This is a genomic window from Diplocloster agilis, assembly GCF_019042275.1.
In the GTDB taxonomy this organism is placed as follows: Bacteria; Bacillota; Clostridia; order Lachnospirales; family Lachnospiraceae; genus Diplocloster; species Diplocloster agilis.
The window spans coordinates 1-15133 of sequence record NZ_JAHQCW010000001.1; the positions used below are offsets into that span (position 1 = coordinate 1).

Here is a 15133-nt window from a genome sequence, read left to right on the forward strand (position 1 = left end):
ACGGGCAAGAGCCTCTGAACCGGGAACACATCACGTGTTCCTGGTGAATAGGCTCGGTTCCTGAACCCGGCTTTTCGATTTCACTTAGCGGGTGCCAGCACAAGCCCTCCGCGCTCCCGAGGAGACACAAAAGAATCCGGCTGCCCGGAGCATTCCGGGACACCGACACACACCGGCCCTTAAGCAGCGGGCATACCCAAACCCGAGGAAGAACCCAGGCGCTCTCCCTGTTCGGTTTTTTATGTTACCATTTCTATCGTCCTTCGCACGGTCCGATATCTCAGCAGAAAGAATAAAACGATCTGCAAGAAACATACCCCCATCGAAAGCAAAACCGCAACCCACGTGACAGACCTGACCTGGCTGACCGCCGTTGCCCCCACGATCTGATGAACCAATAAGATCGCCGAGACGCAGCCGCAGACCGTTGGAAAGAAATAGACCAATGCAATCTGCCCGGTGATCAGCGCCGCCAGGTCCGGCCGTGAAAGTCCCAGGCGGACGGCCTTTTGGTAACTGGGCTGGTCCTGCCATATCGTATTAGACAGTTTGATACTGATAATCAGTGTGGCGGCCAGAAAAGTGACCAAGCTGGCAAATGAGACAAGCAGGATATAGACCGCCCCGGTTTCCAGTTTATTCGCGGATGCGTCCGCCTTGGAAAACGGATAGAGCGTATCCCATCGCGCGGCATACAGCTCATTCCCCTCATAGGGCAGAAAAATATCCTTCGGTGAAGGTCCGATTCCCAGCATATGCTTTTTGACCGCCACCGCGCTGTCCAGAATATTATCCCAGATCATTCCCCCCGAGGCATCTATGGTCAGCTCCCGCAGGTCCTGATAAAAGGCCTTCTCCTGCCCGCCGTTCTTCGCGTCGGTATCAAAAAAATATCCCTGTAACTTATATCTCCCGGTAATCTGCCGGCTAAGCTTCTGGTAAGTCCGGTCATGCAGGACAACCAGATCTGATACCGCCACCGTCTTATTGATATCATTTTCTCCTATGATTCCATCCATGGTCTTCAGGATCAGATCTCCAGGAAGATCCGGGTGATACAAAAAGGTATCTCCGGTAAATGTGCGAAACGCAGACTCCCTGCCGGCAAATCCTATATTTTCCTGAAAGGGCAGGCAGCCGTCTTCCGGTATCTGTGTTTTGATACCCGTCAAGGCCAGAAATGTGCTCTGGCTGGTAATCAGTTCAGGCGCCCACTCGTTCATGGACGGGTCCTCATACCGGTGTTCCCTGGCCATAATCAGGAACTCGCCGTCTACAAAGCGCAGAGCCTCAAGACCGTGTTCCTCCAGCAGCCCGTGGATCGCCTCCCCCGTAACCTGCTCCCTCTCCCGTTCATCCGCCAGCACCGCATATTCATAGGGCGACTTTTCAATAAAATAATCCATCTCGATAAATGCGGAGCTGTTAAACCCGATGCCGAAGATCGTCACCGCAATCAATACAGAGGAAACAAACAGGGCCAATGTGTATTGTTTCCCTTTTTGCCGGATCAGGTTATAGAACAAAAGCCGGCGGAAATAGGCTTTCTGTGAAACATGTCTTACCACATTTCCCACCGAAGTCATCTGAAAAGCGATCAGATAGATCCCCAGGATACTGACCAGCAGAAATAGAAATGGCAGCCGCCCCAGCAATCCGTCCTTGCCGCTGCTCCATCCAAACAGGAGCAGGCCGGCCGGTATCAGAAGAAGACCCAGTAGCCCCGGCCATACCGTATCGTTTTCCTTGAATTCCTGCTCCTCCTTTGTATGCATAATGCGGATAATCTCGGCCCGCATCAGTTTTCTCCGGCTGATCATCCACAGAACAGGACCTGCCGCGGCCGCAAAGACCGCCGCAAAAAGCACTCCCTTCCAACCGATCCGAAAGGAGGTTTCCGCCGTGTGCAAAAACAAGGTGCAGACACTCCAACAGATCCACGCCGCCGGGACGCTTAACAGAATCCCGCCCAGTGAGCTGCATCCATACAGCAGGACAAATTCTCTGCGGGCCATATCGCATACATTCCGGGGACTCAGCCCCAGCGCCAGCAGGATTCCCGTCTCACTCATCTTATTTTTCAGATATACCGTGTTGACATAGATAAGAAATACGGATATTCCAAGGACGGAAACTGCGTACATGGAAACCGCGATCAGATAGGTAGAGCCATCCGCGATCAGCACCTGGGTTACCGTTGGACTGAACAGAAGTATCCCATTCGCTCCTGACAAAGCGATGCTGACAATTACGGCGAAGCAAAAAACCAGATTCTGTCTCAGATTCTTCCGTGTCATTTTCCGGACAATCTCCTGTATCGTCATCTGATCACGCCTCCCCTAAGTAGTGCAGGATTTCCTCCATAAAGCTCCTGTCACTGCCGTTTTTCATCAATTCGCTTCGGATCTCCCCGTCTTTTAAAGTAATCACCCGCCCGGTTCTGGACGCCGCTTTGGCGTCATGGGTTACCATAAGGATCGTGGCGCCAAATTCTTCCTTTGCTTTTATAAAAGCGTCCATGACAGCTTCCCCGGATCTGGAATCCAGATTCCCTGTCGGCTCGTCCGCCAGAACTAACAGCGGATGATTGGACAATGCCCTGGCTACGGCCACCCGCTGCTTTTGTCCGCCTGATATCTGGCCCGGATACTTTAACGCAATATCGCGGATTCCGAATTGCCGGAACAAAAGCTCCGTATCGGTCATCATCTCCTTTTGATCCTTTCCCGCGATCACCTGCGGGAGATATACATTTTCCTGTGTGGTCAGACTGTCCAGCAGCATAAAATCCTGGAACACATAACCTAACTTTTTCTGTCTGATCTGCGTCAGTTCCTCCTGCTGCGCATGCAGGATATCCTGGCCGTCCAGCAGCACCTTTCCCCCATCCGCATTCAAAAAACCGGATAAAATGTTCAATAGCGTGGTCTTCCCGCTGCCGGAAGGCCCCATCACCGCCGCAAATTCTCCCTGTTTCACATCCAGATTCAAACCTTTGAGCACCGGACTGTCCAGTTGATTGGAATGATACGTTTTCTCCAGATTTTGAACGGATAATATGGTCTGTTCCATGCGATGTCCTCCTTATTGTTATAATCCCTCGGGATGTAAGGAGAGTTTACCGCATATTTTTCAATACTTTCTCTATTTTAGATACTTGATGATTTCAGTACCCGGTCTTATGAAATATACAAATCCGATTTTACAGAAAAAGTTAGCGCAACACCCGCTCCTCCCTGCTTCCGGTTATACATTTCCAGGTCTCCGCCATGATTCCGGCATAAAGTCCGGCAGATGGCTAACCCCATTCCGCATCCGGTGGAAGATTTTCCTTTTGCAAAGGGAACCGGCCCTTCTGCCAGCTGCTTTGGCATAAAACCGGGACCGTCGTCCTCGACAGTAAATCTCAGATATTCCCTGCTGCTTTCCGCCCTGAGGGTTACCTGGTGATATCCACAGCAAAAAGCATTCCGGAGTACATTTTCCACAGCCCGCAGTATAACTTCGTAATCATATACCGCCGCCGCTTTTTCAAAGCCGCCCTGGATGGAAAACTCCATGGGGTATTCAAGCGCCAGCTCTTTCATATATTCTTCCATATCCTTAAGCAGCGGCTTTAAAGGATTCTGCACCGGCTGTACCGGTGTATTTTCCAGGCGCTGTATCTCATTCATCATCGTTACATACTGATGCATATGCTCCACATGGACGGACATCTTCCGCACAGCATCCAGCACCTTCTCCGGATCATAGTCCCCCGTCGGCAGCAGGACCTCCAACAGATCCAGCTGTCCTTTCAGCACCGTCAGCGGCGTGCGCAGGTCATGCGCGAAGGCGGCGTTCACCTGCCTTCTCTCCTCCGCCATCTTCCAGGCGCTTATGCTGCTGTGTTCCAGAGCTTTCCGCATTTTTTCAAAACCGGCGATCAGGCTGCCGAATTCATCCCCCGCCGGGTACTCCAGGTGAAAATCCAGGTCATCCTCTTCGATCTTTTGCGTACCCAGTTGAAGCAGACGCAAAGGTTTGTTCATCTTAATCCGGAAGAATAAGGTAACGGCCGCAATAATCCCGCCCAGCATAAGGAGAAACAATACAATATACATGACATTGTCATAATAAAATTTCTGTTCCGCCGTCATCTTATAATCCCGATAGGGACGTATCGTAAGATGAACCGTAAAAAAGAAAAAGACGGAAACCAGCAGTCCCGCCACGATCGTAAGAATCATTAGCCGTTTTAACGGCTGGTCCAAAAGAAATCTTTTTATTTTACACACCATTGGTAACCCACCCCCCATACTGTGCGGATATATTCTTCCCCTGACACGGTCTTAAGTTTTCCGCGGATCCGGCGGATGTGCTCCGCGATTACGCTGCTGTCCCCGTCCGCATCAAAACCTCTGATTTTTTCATAAATCCTCTCCCGGTCATAGATCTGCCCGCTTTGCTCCGAAAGCAGTTCCACGATATCAAATTCCGTCTTCGTCAGGGAAACCGGCGTCTCTTCATACCGCACCGTCCTCCGGCTGTAGTCAACGGCAAGCTTCCCGAAAAATCTGACCGCGGAATCCGCCGTATTCCGCGCTTCCCTTCTAAGGTGCGCGGCTACCCTGGCTCCCAGCTCCCTGATTTGGAACGGCTTTAAGATATAGTCGTCACCGCCGGAGGCGAACCCCCGGATTCTGTCCTCCTCCTGGACACGGGCACTCAAAAACAGAATCGGGCAGCTGACATAGTCCCGGATCTGCCGGCATATCTGCATACCGTCCACATCAGGCAAATTGATATCCAGCAGGATCAGATCGGGATGATACTTCAACTTCTCAAGCGCTAAAGCTCCGCTCCCGGCGGTATACACCGTATATCCCAGATATTGGAAATATTCCTTCAATACCGACAGAATATCTTCCTCATCATCCACAATCAACAGTCTGCCGTCCATTTCGAACCACCTCCTGTTTTATGATATCAGATACTTCTCTATACTTTTCCTATTTTTTTCACCAAGCCTCTTTTTCTCTGCCAAGCTTATCCACCCGGAGCACCTGAGTCCTTACGATACTTCCACAGCCCGTGCACACCGTATGCTCCAGGGGGCTGCCGTTGCCAACCATCCTGCCAACGGGGAAAATACCGTTTCCCGCAGTGGTCGCTCCCTTTACAAATTCATTTCCCCCGCAGTAAGGGCAGGCGTCAATTTTTATTTCTTTCATATCCATTTCTCCTCTGCTTCTATAGTATGAATACGTTATTCCGACAATCGTAAATCATCCTGATCTATCAGGAATTTTCTGCATTGCTCACAATAGTACACCTTTACCCTCAAATCGTCCATCATAGAGGTCAGTTTAATCCCTTTCACCAAAGGCGTAAAATTTAATATCCCCTTATCCTTATCAGCCGGGACCCATTTGAGAGCATATCTGTCCTGGGAAATACTCCCGACAATCATTTCTTTATCACAATATGGACATTTCATAAGGATTCCCTCCCTTCGAATATCTGTTTACCGATCTGTTTTATCATCTATTTTTATATGTTCTGCTGCATTTAATATTCCAAGTTGATATTCAGCTATGTCTTTTAATATTTGAAATCTTTCTTTTTTCTTCTTGCCCTTACGTATCATATGGGCATTATGGGTTTCTAAATTCGATAACACCGTTAATTCATTTACGGTGGCATAATCCCTGACATTATTCTTACCTGCTAACTCAGGATTTGCTTCTCTCCATGCTTTTGCTGTAAAACCAAAGAGAGCCACATTTAAAACATCCGCCTCCTCTGCATAAGCCAGCCATTCCAGATTATCACTGTAAGTCTTTTGTGGAATCAAATAATTTTTCACAGCATCTGTCTGAATCAGATAATTGTTTTTAGATAAAAATCTTTTTGCATCCCATTCTATCTGCTTCTTATTATTTTCTTCCTCTTTTAATCTTTGAAACTCTTTCATTAGATATAATTTAAATGTGGGACTTATTGCGGAGGCAAATTCAAATGCAATATCCTTGTGAGCATAAGTTCCCCCATATTTGCCTCTTTTTACATATAATCCAATCGCCCCAGTCTGTTCTACCCATTCAGATATGCTGGGCGTGAAGGTAAGTAATCCAGCTTGCTTTTTAAAGTGTTCAGATTCGAACACTTTAAAATTAGGATTATATAATTGTTCCCATACTGAGAGATATTCTAACGTCGACCGGTTCCTTAACCAGTTTCTAATAATATCTGCCGCTCTGGATTGGTCTGATTTAGCTCCTGCAATATTAGTAATACATATATAATCATCCAATTCTTCCGCGGAAACAGCAATCGATACATTCTGAACTGTAATTACTCTGTTCTTTGCCATTGTATATATCCCCTTTTTCTCTTGTAATCTCCCCTTTTCTTCATTTGAGAGTTCATCTGTCCTGCGAAATACTCCTATGCTGTATTGTAACACATCCAAGGAAGCCGGTACAAGAAATGAAATACGCCATCCCGCCCCTCACCGCTTCCCATAGATTTCATGAAGCCTGGCATACAGCGGGGATAATCTGCCGTATATCTTTTTAAAAATTTCCTCATAAAGGATCCGGTAGATTTCGTGCTGTTCCATATCCGGGCAGAAGGTATCCCGGACGGAAACCATCTGTTCCACCGCCTCCTCATAATTCTTAAATTCTCCCATACCGACGAAGCATGCGATAGCGCTGCCGATTCCCGACACCTCATGGGACTGCACCCTCTTCACCGGCAGTCCGAACATATCAGCCGTAATCTGGCAGATCTCATCGCTCTGGGCGCCGCCGCCTCCCACGAAGATCTCCTGAAACGTATGGCCCGACTGTTTTTCCAGAAGACGCATCCCATCCAGCAGGGCGAAGTTGATCCCCTCAATAATGGCCCGGTAAATATGGATTCTGGTGTGCACGTCGGAAAAACCGATGATCGCCCCTTTCGCGGAAGGCATGGTGGTATTCGGCGTAAAATAGGGCTGTAAAATCAAGCCCTCGCATCCGGCCGGGATCTCTTTTAACCGGCGGTTCAGCAGTTCCTCCGCGGGGATTCCAAGCTCCTCGGCCGCCGCCATCTCCTTCTGGGCAAACTCTTTTTTAAACCAGGACACCAGCCAGTAGCCCCGGTAGATTTCTATCTCCGGATTATAATGCTGATTCAGAATCGCGGCATAGGGCGGGATAAACCGCTCCGGCTCCACGTACCGGTCGGTGGTAAAGGATACCGTGGCTGTTGTTCCAAAGCTTATGGCCGCCTTCTCCCGGGAAATACATCCAAGGCCGAGAATCTCGCACGCTTTATCCGACCCGGAGGCGATAACCGGAAGCCCTTCCCGCAGCCCGGTATCCGCCGCCGCGTCCGGCTGAACGCATCCCAGGCCGCTGCCCGGCTCCCGGATCTCGCACAGCTTCTCCGGAGGGATATCGAACACCGGCCGCGTCAGCGCCCCTTTTTTCTGCCAGTTCCTCTCCCTGTGGTCGAACGGCACATGACCGACCATGCTGGCCGCAGAGTCCGTCATATTCCCGGTCAGCCGAAAGATCAGGTATCCGCTGATCAGCAGGAACTTATATGTTTTCTCCCATATTTCCGGCTCATTCTCCATCACCCAGTTGCATCTGGATTTCCGGTACTGCATATCGGCCGTCTTATCCATTCCGATGCTTTTTAACATCACCCGGGCCATTTTGGAAAAGCGGGGCCGCCCCTTCGCGCTCCGGTTATCCAGCCATACAAAAGCATTTCTCAGCGGTTTTCCTTCCCGATCCACGCAAAGGGCCGTGTCCCGGATCGTGGTGACCGAGACTGCCTCGATCCTCTCCCATTCCTCCGGGCATACGCTTTTTAATGTTTGTGCCGCAAGACAGATTTTTTCATAGTAAAATTCCGCCTTTTGCTCCGCCCAGTCCGTTTCCGGCGATATATAGGGAGGATCATGTTTTTCCGTGGCCTTCGCCTTTATTTCCCCCCGGTTGTTCACCAGCAGTGCCCGGGAACTCTGCGTCCCCACGTCAAACACCAGTACGATCCGTTCCGTAAATTTTTCCCCCGAAACCTTGCTTTTACTCTCCTCCATACCCCTGCCTCCCATTCTTTTTCCTACTGCTGCCCGCTCGTTCTCCTTTCAAATACCCGCCCGATCAATCTCACGCTATCTATTGTATATCTTCCCGCAGGAACCGTTTATCCTTCTCCTCCAGATCAAGCCCCAGGGTTCCTCCTGGATTCATCATATAATCCGGATCAAAATAGTCTTTGAGCGCTTTGAACACGCCGTACTCCCTGCGGCCAAGCTGCCCTTCCAGCCAGGGAGCGAACATTTTCCCGATCCCATGGTGGTGGCTCATGGCCGCTCCGGAGCGCTGGATCGCGTCCAGAATCGTGGCGTGATAAGCCTTGAACTTCTCCGCGTCGCTCATCCTGGTAATAAATATAAAATACAGATTCGCGCCCTGCGGGTAGCAATGGGACATATGGGTGGTCACGATCGTGTTCGGCAGCCGGTGGCATACCTCTCTGACCTCCCTGTGCACCCGGGCCATATTCGACCAGTTCACCGTACATTCCAGCGTATCCGTCATGATGCCGAAATCCAGCATGGTATCCCGCAGGTACGGATCGTTGAACCGCCCCTTTTCCCAGCTTTTGGTCACGAAGGAGGTCAGGCTCATGCCGCCGTACTGGCGGGCAATCCGCTTTATATTTTTCGCCACATTTTTCGCGAAGCCTTTTTCCCCGTCACTGAATCCCAGGAACAGGCAGCGTTCCATATCTTTATAGCCTCTTATATCCAGAAGCTTTTGCAACGGAGTCTCATCCACGTTGTAAAGGCGCAGCATCAGATTCGTCTCCTCCGGGTCGGACAGACGGAAGACGGAAGAATATCCGGCTTCGCACTGCATCATCTCTCTGGCCGCCTCCATGGCCGTATTCCAGTCTTTAAATATATAGGAAAACCGTTTTCTGTTTTCCGGCATATAGCGGAATATCCGAAGCGTAACCTCCGTCAGCACGCCAAAAGTCCCCTCGCCGCCCATCATGATCTGGTTTAAATTAGGCCCGGTGGCCTCTCTGGGATAATGACTGGTCTTCACGACGCCGATGGGAGTGGCGTATTTCTGCCCTGCCACAATATCCGTAATGCAGCCATAATAGGTACTGTTCTGGCCCGCTCCCCGGGTAACCACCCAGCCGCCCACACTGCTGTATTCGAAGGATTGGGGGAAATGCCCGCAGGTATACCGTCTCTTCGCCCCGAACAGCTCCGGGGCCCGGTTCAGAGTATCCTCAAGCTGCGGTCCCGACATCCCGGCCTGCACCGTGATCGTCTGATCCTGCTCCTGAAAGGACAAGACCTTGTTAAACCGCAGCCTCATATCCAAAGAGACACCGCCCTTGACCGGCTCCACCCCTCTTGTCACACTGCTGCCGCCTCCGTAGACATACAGAGGGATCTTATGCGCGGTGCAATACGTCACAATCTGTTCCACCTGCTCCGAAGTATCCGGGTACACCACCACATCCGGCACACAGTCCACCCGTTTCTGACGCAGGCGCAGAGCGTCATAGCCGGTCTTGCCATAAGCCACCGAAAGCCGCTCATAATCCCCGGTCGATACAAAATCTTTTCCCGCGATCTCCTCTAACGCTCTTATATGTTCCTTTGCCAGACCGCAGGGAACCGACAGCTTCACCTCGTCCATGCCGATATCACCGTCGTAATGTTCGAAATCCTCATCGGTCATCTCAAATTTTTCCTTGATCATTTTATAGAGGCTTTCCTTCGGATATTTTACAAAATCCGGATCACCCCAGCGGAAAATGGAACGGTAGCTCTTCTTCGGCGCCGCCTCCCTGACCCAGGCCGGTTCAAATCCTTTATACGGTTTATTCATATTTTCTCCTCCTCTTTAAGATACCTTAAAAGGCTGCTGGTTGCAATGACATCCACTCCAAGCCCCAAAACATCCGCTATGACCACATCGCCTCTGCCCACCGGCTCCTTAATCACAACCCGGTTGATTTCTTCCATAACATCTTTGATTCTGTCTTTTGGTATTTCCGCCGAAACCCGCACCGGCAGCACCGGCGCAGCCGCAAATTCCGTGCGGACCGTAGTGCAGATGGTCCTCATCGGGTGGAATAGCTCCTCTTTCGCGAACTGCTCTCCTCTCTTACACTGGTTTCCGGTAACCCGGACGCTGTCCCCGTCGGCCAGAACCGTCAGGGAGCAGCCGTTTGGGCATACGATACAGGTAAGTTTTTTCATACTCATCCCATCACCTCTTTGATCTCAAACCGAAGCTCATCGCCCTTTTGAATCGGATATTTTCCAAAATCTATCTCCAGCCGTTCCATCTCCGGCGGCTTTAGCTGGCCGTATTTTCTGGTATAAGCCGTTTTCCCATTTATAGACATGGTAAATACCGCGTTTCTGCGTGCGTTCCTGCTTCGGAAATAAAGCACTCCCTTTTTGTCCCGGTCCTCCAAGCGAAGCTGCTGCGGCACCAGGTATAAGAAAGAATCATCCGTCTTAAAGGCAATGTGTTCTCCTGAATCCGTTCCATCCGCCGCATAGGCAGCGGCATATCTTCCCGCCATCTCTCCGCTCTCCGACACATAGTCCACCAGATCATTGACATGAAGCGCGTTGCCGCAGGAAAAGACACCGGGCACCTGGGTCATAAACCGGTTGTCGCAGACCGGCCCTTTGGCGGCGGCGTCCATGGGTACCCCCAGCTGCCCGGCCACCTCATTTTCAGGGATCAGCCCCACCGACAGGATCAGTCCGTCGCATTCGATGATATGTTCCGTTCCCGGAACCGGCTTTATCCGTTCATCCACCTGAGCCACTTCCACCGCCGTAAGCCGTTCCTCCCCAAACACCCGGGTGACGGTATGGGAAAGATACAACGGTATGTCAAAGTCCTCCAGGCACTGGACCAGATTCCTGGTAAGTCCGGAAGGCTCCGGTTTCGCCTCATATACTCCCAGCACGCTGGCCCCCTCCAGGGTCAGCCGTCTGGCCATAATCAGTCCGATATCGCCGCTGCCAAGAATCACGCACCGCCTGGTGGGGAGCTGCCCCAGCAGGTTCGTAAAATGCTGCGCCGTCCCCGCCGTAAAAATCCCCGCCGGTCTAGTTCCGTGAATCAGCACCTGCCTGGCAGTCCTCTCCCTGCATCCCGTAGCCAGGACTAACGCTCCCGCCTGATAATCCGTAACCCCATGGCGGTTCACCACACTGACCAGGAACCCGGCTCCGGTTTTTTTCAGTTCCGTGACAAAAGATGAGGTCAGAACATCGATTCCCAGTTCCAGAACTTCATCGATAAACCGCTCCGCATACTCCGGCCCGGACAGCTTCTCCCCGAAACGGACGAGTCCGAAACCGTCGTGGATACACTGCTTCAGGATACCGCCCAGGCGTTCCTCCCGCTCAATGACCAGCACCCGGCTGCCGGCCTTATGTGCGGCCAAGGCGGCGGCCAGACCCGCGGGCCCTCCGCCGATTACGATCACCTCATATGCTTCCATCCAATCCCTCCCCCTACTTTGTCCTGCCATAGGTGATGACCGATCCTTTTTGGGCCTTTCTCACCTCAGACAGGGATATATGCTCTTCCTCACTGATAATCTTCGCAACAAGCGGCATGCAGAATCCTCCCTGACACCGCCCCATTCCCGGCCGCAGCCTCTTTTTAATCCCATCCACCGTAGCTACCGGCACCAGGGAGTGCAGCGCGTCCAGAATTTCGCCTTTGCTGATTTCCTCACAGCGGCACACGATCACCCCGTAATCCGGGTTCTCCCGGATCAGCCGGTCTCTCACCTCCTTCGGCAGCTCCCGAAGCCTGGGGATTCCTTTACGAATGGGATTAAACCGGGGATTCTTCTCCACTTCCCTCTCCTGTCCCAGCTCTTCCACCACCAGCTGTTCCACATAAAGAGCCACCGCAGGGGCGGTGGTAAGCCCCGGAGACTGAATCCCGGCACAGTGTATCAGGTTCTTCGTACGTCTCCCTTTCTCAATAATAAAATCCTCCTCAAAGGTGGCCGCCCGGACCCCGGTAAAATAAGTAATAATATCTCTTTGCGACAGTTTCCCCACCGTCTGTATCTGCTTTTGAAAAACAGCGTCGATGGAAGCCTGCTCCGTGGAGAAATCCTCCTTCTCATAAGTTTCCACCGCGTTGGGACCCACCAGCAGGTTATCGTCCACCGTATGCAGAATTCCTCCCCCCTTGGTATGCCCTTGTTCTTTTTTCACCGTCTTAAAAGACACGATCGCCCCGGTCAGGTAAGCCGCCTGTTTATCCAGAATTGAATTCGTCCCCCTTCTGGGATGAATCGAGTAAAAACGGTCCTGCGCCATAGCGGCGATATCCTCTGCAAATGTTCCTGCGGCGTTCACCACGATTCTTGGCCATACCCTGCCCCGGTTCGTCAATACGCTCCGAATCCTTCCATCCTGAACCTCCATGGAAAGCACCGCCGTATTCAAAGAAATCTTTGCCCCGTTGGCTGCCGCGTTCTCCCCATAAGCGATCGTCAGGCCATAGGGGCAGACGCATCCTGCGCTCTCATTATAAAGGGCGAACTGAAAATCAGGATTCATCTGCGGTTCCTTCTCCCGCAGCCTTTTTCTCCCAATCACCTGTGTATCCTTCACACCGCAGACATATTTTTTATTCCAGGCATACAGCCGGACCAGCGGATAATTCCACCAGCCGCGAAAACCCACATACTGTCCGCACCGCTTAAACGGCACGTCCAGCTCCCGGCACACCCTGTCATACATCCGATTCCCCAGCAGCACATAGTGCTGTTTCAGACTCCCCTTCTTCAGATCCACCCCCGGGTGAACTTCCCCGTCATTCCGGCCCGAAGCCTGGACCGCCAGATCCGCTTCCTTCTCCACAAGCAGCACGGACAGCTTCCACTTCGTCAGTTCCCTGGCGATACTAGCGCCGGAAATCCCGCCTCCGATGATCAGCACATCCGGCCGCTCCCCCTCCAAAGCAGAGTCGCGTTCTGCCGGCAGACGCATCGGCTTCGGATCCCTTCCCTCAAGGACAATATCATTAACCACATGCTTATTCCCCTTTTTGCATACGCACATGCTGCATGCTTCCACGATATCCTCCCAGGAATCCAGCCGGCCGGACACCACGATCCGGTCCTCCTCTTCCCGGACCCTCACCCGGTCCCCGAACCGCTTTCTAAGCCTTTGATTCCCCTTTTTTACATTCATTTTACCACGTGCCTTTCCAAGTCGCCCGCTCGACCGACTTTCTTTAATTTCATCCTATCAAACTGAGGTGGAAATGTCAATTTGTTTTGGGGCTTAGGGTCTGGGTTTTCCGTAGCATGAATCGGACGGCGGCGGAACTGTCCGTTTTTTTCAAACAGCCTCATTGCAAAGAATAGATAAACCAATTATCATGAAAGCAGGAGGTGGAAAATTTGGCTAATGAAAACAAAAAAGATTTTAACGCCATGTTGCATGACAATAAGGACATGCCAAAGTTTCAGACGATAACAGACCAGAAAAGCATTGAAAAATACGGTGGAAATAACATGTACTTTGCCCCGCCAATCGATTACGACCAAATAATGAAAAAAATTCCTTTTGGCAAAGTGACGACCGTTGGAAAAATCCGGGAACATTTCGCAAAATTGAGTGGCGCTGATTTTACAGAACCTATTACAGCGGGCATATTTGTTTCTATTGCCGCCTGGGCAAGCGTTCAGCGTTCTACCGATGAAACGCCTTACTGGAGGACTTTAAAAGCAAACGGAGAGTTAAATGCAAAATATCCCGGCGGCATTGAGGCCCAGAAAGAAAAGCTTGAGGCAGAGGGGCACACCATCATTCAAAAGGGGCGTAAAAATGTAAGGTACTATGTAAAAGACTATGAGCATTTCCTTTTTGATTTGCAGTAAGCAAAAAATTAGTATAGGACTACTCGGCGCAAACCATAGAAGGACACCGATAGACTTTTTATATTCGAACGTCTATAATAAAGATATTAAATCTATGCGAATTATTTAATACGGAATATAAATCGGAAATATAGGCAGGAGGATATTCATGGCAGCGCCGAGAAAAGAAAATGTGAAAGAACTGATACTGGATTCTGCGGAATCATTGTTGGAGAATAAGAAAACAACGGATATATCGCTTGCGGAAATCGCGCGGACTGCGGGAGTCTCCAAGGGAACTCTATATTATCACTATAAGAACAAAAACGAAGTATTCCTGGATCTGACGAACCGGTATCTGGAGGAGCAGTGGAATAATCTGATCGCCTGGACGACGGATGAATCCAAAGACACCTCATTACACCGTCTGGTAAAATACGTTCTCGAGCGGGATATCTCTACGGTGAGAATGCGTCTGCACTTCTTTTACGACGCGATGATGGGAAACGAAGAAATACGCCAGAAACTTCTCTCCTGGTATTCCAGATTCGCCGGCCTGATCGGAGAAAAGATCGGCGAGCGGACCCAGATCATAGATCCCGAATACTTATCCTGGCTGATCCTGCTTCTCTCAGACGGCCTGTTCATTCATCAGACCCTGCAGAACTCCAACCTAGACACCGAAACCTTCATAACCCAGACATCAGAATATATGAAATTACTCAACAAACACCCAGCGCCTTCCCCCAAAGCCCCGCCGGAACCAAAGTAGGGCGTCCGGGCTGGATGGCGGTGGCCTGCGGGCTTCCTCTCCGGGCAGGACGTCCGGTTTCCAGGGGCCGGCAATGAGGGAGCGGGAGCACGGGAATCCATCCGTTCCGGCACCTAAGGCGCCCGGATGAAATCTTAATGAAATCCGCCCCGGCTGTTATGGGCGAAAGGCTGTTTTCCAAACAGACTTTCGGTGGCTTCTGAGCCGCGAATGCATCAAGCATTCGGGGCGAATAAGCCACGCACCCATAACAGCCGGGGCGGATTTCATTTAGATTTCACCCGGGGGTAGCCTTAAGTACCGGAACGGATGGATTCCCGCGCTCCCGCTCCCTCATTGCCGGCCCCTGGCAACCGGACCGTCCCGCCCGGAGAGGAAGCCCGCAGGCCACCGCCATCCGGCCCGGACGCCCGGCCCTTTCTCAGCCTCCCG

The 15133-nt window shown here is 51.2% G+C and carries 14 protein-coding genes; 2 read left to right on the plus strand and 12 right to left on the minus strand.

Going from position 1 to position 15133, the window contains the following annotated elements; all coding sequences use genetic code 11:
* Nucleotides 1-239: 239 nt before the first annotated feature.
* From KTH89_RS00005 to KTH89_RS00060, 12 genes are all read right to left on the minus strand, one after another.
* The gene (locus KTH89_RS00005) at nt 240-2324 is read right to left on the minus strand and encodes an FtsX-like permease family protein (RefSeq protein WP_238720160.1); all 2085 of its coding nucleotides are present in this window, start codon (nt 2322-2324) and stop codon (nt 240-242) included.
* A gap of 4 nt (nt 2325-2328) precedes the next feature.
* Nucleotides 2329-3072 carry an ABC transporter ATP-binding protein gene (locus tag KTH89_RS00010; RefSeq protein ID WP_238720161.1) on the minus strand — a complete coding sequence of 248 codons (744 nt, stop codon included), beginning with the start codon at nt 3070-3072 and terminating at the stop codon, nt 2329-2331.
* Nucleotides 3073-3179: 107 nt separating this feature from the next.
* The gene (locus KTH89_RS00015) at nt 3180-4280 is read right to left on the minus strand and encodes a sensor histidine kinase (RefSeq protein ID WP_238720162.1); all 1101 of its coding nucleotides are present in this window, start codon (nt 4278-4280) and stop codon (nt 3180-3182) included.
* Entirely contained in the window at nt 4265-4942 is a 678-nt protein-coding gene (locus KTH89_RS00020) for a response regulator transcription factor (protein ID WP_238720163.1), read from the minus strand. Before KTH89_RS00020 ends, KTH89_RS00015 begins: the two co-directional genes overlap by 16 nt.
* A gap of 58 nt (nt 4943-5000) precedes the next feature.
* Complete coding sequence (locus KTH89_RS00025; protein WP_158344014.1) at nt 5001-5213, minus strand: hypothetical protein; 213 nt, start codon at nt 5211-5213, stop codon at nt 5001-5003.
* A 35-nt stretch (nt 5214-5248) separates the two neighbouring features.
* Nucleotides 5249-5479 carry a PF20097 family protein gene (locus tag KTH89_RS00030; RefSeq protein ID WP_238720164.1) on the minus strand — a complete coding sequence of 77 codons (231 nt, stop codon included), beginning with the start codon at nt 5477-5479 and terminating at the stop codon, nt 5249-5251.
* A gap of 27 nt (nt 5480-5506) precedes the next feature.
* Nucleotides 5507-6355 (minus strand): KilA-N domain-containing protein, encoded by an 849-nt coding sequence (locus KTH89_RS00035; RefSeq protein ID WP_238720165.1) that lies wholly within the window; start codon nt 6353-6355, stop codon nt 5507-5509.
* Nucleotides 6356-6493: 138 nt separating this feature from the next.
* Complete coding sequence (locus KTH89_RS00040) at nt 6494-8080, minus strand: FGGY-family carbohydrate kinase (protein WP_238720166.1); 1587 nt, start codon at nt 8078-8080, stop codon at nt 6494-6496.
* Nucleotides 8081-8159: 79 nt separating this feature from the next.
* The gene (locus KTH89_RS00045; RefSeq protein WP_238720167.1) at nt 8160-9899 is read right to left on the minus strand and encodes an FAD-binding oxidoreductase; all 1740 of its coding nucleotides are present in this window, start codon (nt 9897-9899) and stop codon (nt 8160-8162) included.
* Nucleotides 9896-10279, minus strand: coding sequence for a DUF1667 domain-containing protein (locus KTH89_RS00050; protein ID WP_238720168.1), 384 nt, complete (start codon nt 10277-10279; stop codon nt 9896-9898). Before KTH89_RS00050 ends, KTH89_RS00045 begins: the two co-directional genes overlap by 4 nt.
* On the minus strand, nt 10276-11541 hold the full coding sequence (locus tag KTH89_RS00055; protein WP_238720169.1) for an NAD(P)/FAD-dependent oxidoreductase: 1266 nt from the start codon (nt 11539-11541) through the stop codon (nt 10276-10278). Before KTH89_RS00055 ends, KTH89_RS00050 begins: the two co-directional genes overlap by 4 nt.
* A gap of 13 nt (nt 11542-11554) precedes the next feature.
* Entirely contained in the window at nt 11555-13258 is a 1704-nt protein-coding gene (locus KTH89_RS00060; protein WP_238720170.1) for an NAD(P)/FAD-dependent oxidoreductase, read from the minus strand.
* 212 nt (nt 13259-13470) lie between these two features.
* Here KTH89_RS00060 and KTH89_RS00065 point away from each other — a divergent pair, with 212 nt between their 5' ends.
* Both KTH89_RS00065 and KTH89_RS00070 read left to right on the plus strand, forming a co-directional pair.
* The gene (locus tag KTH89_RS00065; protein WP_238720171.1) at nt 13471-13950 is read left to right on the plus strand and encodes an MGMT family protein; all 480 of its coding nucleotides are present in this window, start codon (nt 13471-13473) and stop codon (nt 13948-13950) included.
* Nucleotides 13951-14098: 148 nt separating this feature from the next.
* Nucleotides 14099-14701, plus strand: coding sequence for a TetR/AcrR family transcriptional regulator (locus KTH89_RS00070; RefSeq protein WP_158344000.1), 603 nt, complete (start codon nt 14099-14101; stop codon nt 14699-14701).
* The last annotated feature ends 432 nt before the right edge of the window (nt 14702-15133 follow it).